Annotated in this window: 1 protein-coding gene and 1 pseudogene; one reads left to right on the forward strand and one right to left on the reverse strand. The window is 72.2% G+C overall.

What is annotated here, in order from left to right; translation table 11 throughout:
• Nucleotides 1-117: 117 nt before the first annotated feature.
• The gene (locus tag ACWGIU_RS37055) at nucleotides 118-1347 is read right to left on the reverse strand and encodes a serine hydrolase domain-containing protein (RefSeq protein WP_453712458.1); all 1230 of its coding nucleotides are present in this window, start codon (nucleotides 1345-1347) and stop codon (nucleotides 118-120) included.
• 142 nt (nucleotides 1348-1489) lie between these two features.
• Here ACWGIU_RS37055 and ACWGIU_RS37060 point away from each other — a divergent pair.
• Nucleotides 1490-1818 (forward strand): annotated as a pseudogene (locus ACWGIU_RS37060) (hypothetical protein); the annotation flags it as partial.

Below are 1818 nucleotides of genomic sequence, written 5' to 3' on the forward strand. Positions count from 1 at the left end.
CCTCCGCTCCGCCCGGAGGCGGCCGTGGCGAAGGACGGGCCGCGCACGCTAGCACGGCGGGCCCCGGCACCGAAGGCCCGGGGCCCGCCGCTCACAGGCGTTGCTGGGAGGGCCCGCTCACGAGGCCGGCTGGGCGGGGAGCGTGTAGACCCGGCCGGGGGTCACGATCTTGGTGATCGCCTCGCCGAAGAGGGTGCTGGGCTCCTGCCCCTGGTACCCGATGTCCGTGTTGAGCAGCACGACCAGCGTGGCCTTCGCCTCCGGCAGGTAGAGGACCAGCGACCCGTAGCCCGGCAGTGAGCCGTTGTGCCCGATCCAGCCCTGGACGTTGAAGATGCCGAGGCCGTATCCCGTGCCCGGGAGCGCGTCGACCACGTCGAGGCGCTGGGCCTGGGTGGCGGGGGTCAGCAGGGTCCCGGTCGCCAGGGTCTTCGCCCAGCTGCGCAGATCGGAGAGGTCGGAGATCATCGCGCCGGCCGCCCAGGCCCACGAGGGGTTCCAGGCGGTGGAGTCCTCGACCTTCCCGGAGGCGGTCTGGTTCGTGTAGCCCTGGGCGCGCGGACCGGGGAACTCAGCGCCCGTGGGGAACACCGTGTGCTTCAGCCCGGCCGGTCCGACGACCTCCTGGTCGATGAAGGTGCGGAGGGGGACGCCGCTGACCTTCTCCACCACCAGCCCGAGCAGGATGAGGTTGGTGTTGCAGTAGAAGAACTTCGCGTTCGGCTCGAAGAGCACCGGGTGCTTGAAGGAGTAGCCGAGCAGCTCCTGCGGGGTGAAGGGCCGGTCGGGGTCGCTCGTCAGCGCCTTGAAGAAGTCCTCGTCCGCCGAGTAGTTGAACAGACCGCTCCGCATCCCGGCAAGCTCGCGCAGGGTGATCCGGTCGCCGTTCGGCACCCCGTCGACGTACTTGCCGATCGGGTCGTCCAGACCGACCTTGCCCCTGTCCACCAGCTCCAGCAGGGCGGTCACGGTGAACGTCTTCGTCACGCTGCCGATCCGCATGTTCAGGTTCGGGGTCATCGGCGTGCCCGTGGCCTTGTCGGCGACGCCGAAGGAGCGTACGTAGTCGCCCTTGCCGGGGGCCGACACGGACACGATCACGCCGGGGATCTTCGCCTCCGCAAGGACCTTCTTGATCGCGGTGTCCAACTGGCGGGTGACGGCGGGGGTCAGCTGGGCGAACTCGTCCGGGGCGGGTGTCGGGGTCGGGGCCGGGACCGTCGCGGCCGGCGCCGCAGGCGCCACCGCGCCCGCTGCGTACACCGCGCCCGCCCCCGCACCCACGGGCCCCACCAGGAGTCCGGCCGCCGCCACGGCCACGGCGGCACTGCGCCAGCGTGTCGTCATGCCCGGCCTCCTCACCCGCCAAGCCAAGGAACCATCCCTCCACGCTAGACCTGTGCCCCCGGCCGGGCGACCGGAGCCGGAAGGGGGAAATTCGTCCAAAAATCTATTCTAGAAATATCTACGGTTCGGCCAGACTTCCCCCATGACCGGTCGTACCTCCGGCCCACGGCCGGAACCCGACGAGCGGCGGACCGCCGGCTTCGGCCCGCCGCCCGCACCGTTCGCCCCACTCGCACGGCCAGCACCACCGACCCCGCCGGCACCACCCGCACCACCCGCACTGATCGCCCCGCAATCCGGCCGTCGCGGCCACGGCCACCGGCCGCGGCTGCACCGGCGGCCCGTGGTCGCCGCCGGGGCCGCCCTGGCCCTGCTCGCCACCCTGCTCGTGATCGGCGGCGGCGCCTACCACCTCACGGTCCGCGGCGGGAGCGCGCAGCCCCTGGCCGGGCCCTCCGGTTCGCCCTCGGT

Source organism: Streptomyces sp. NPDC054840 (assembly GCF_053611065.1).

Coding starts and splice junctions, on each gene's coding strand:
- ACWGIU_RS37055 (WP_453712458.1), bottom strand. CDS start 1,347: ATGACGACACGCTGGCGCAGTGCCGCCGTGGCCGTGGCGGCGGCCGGA.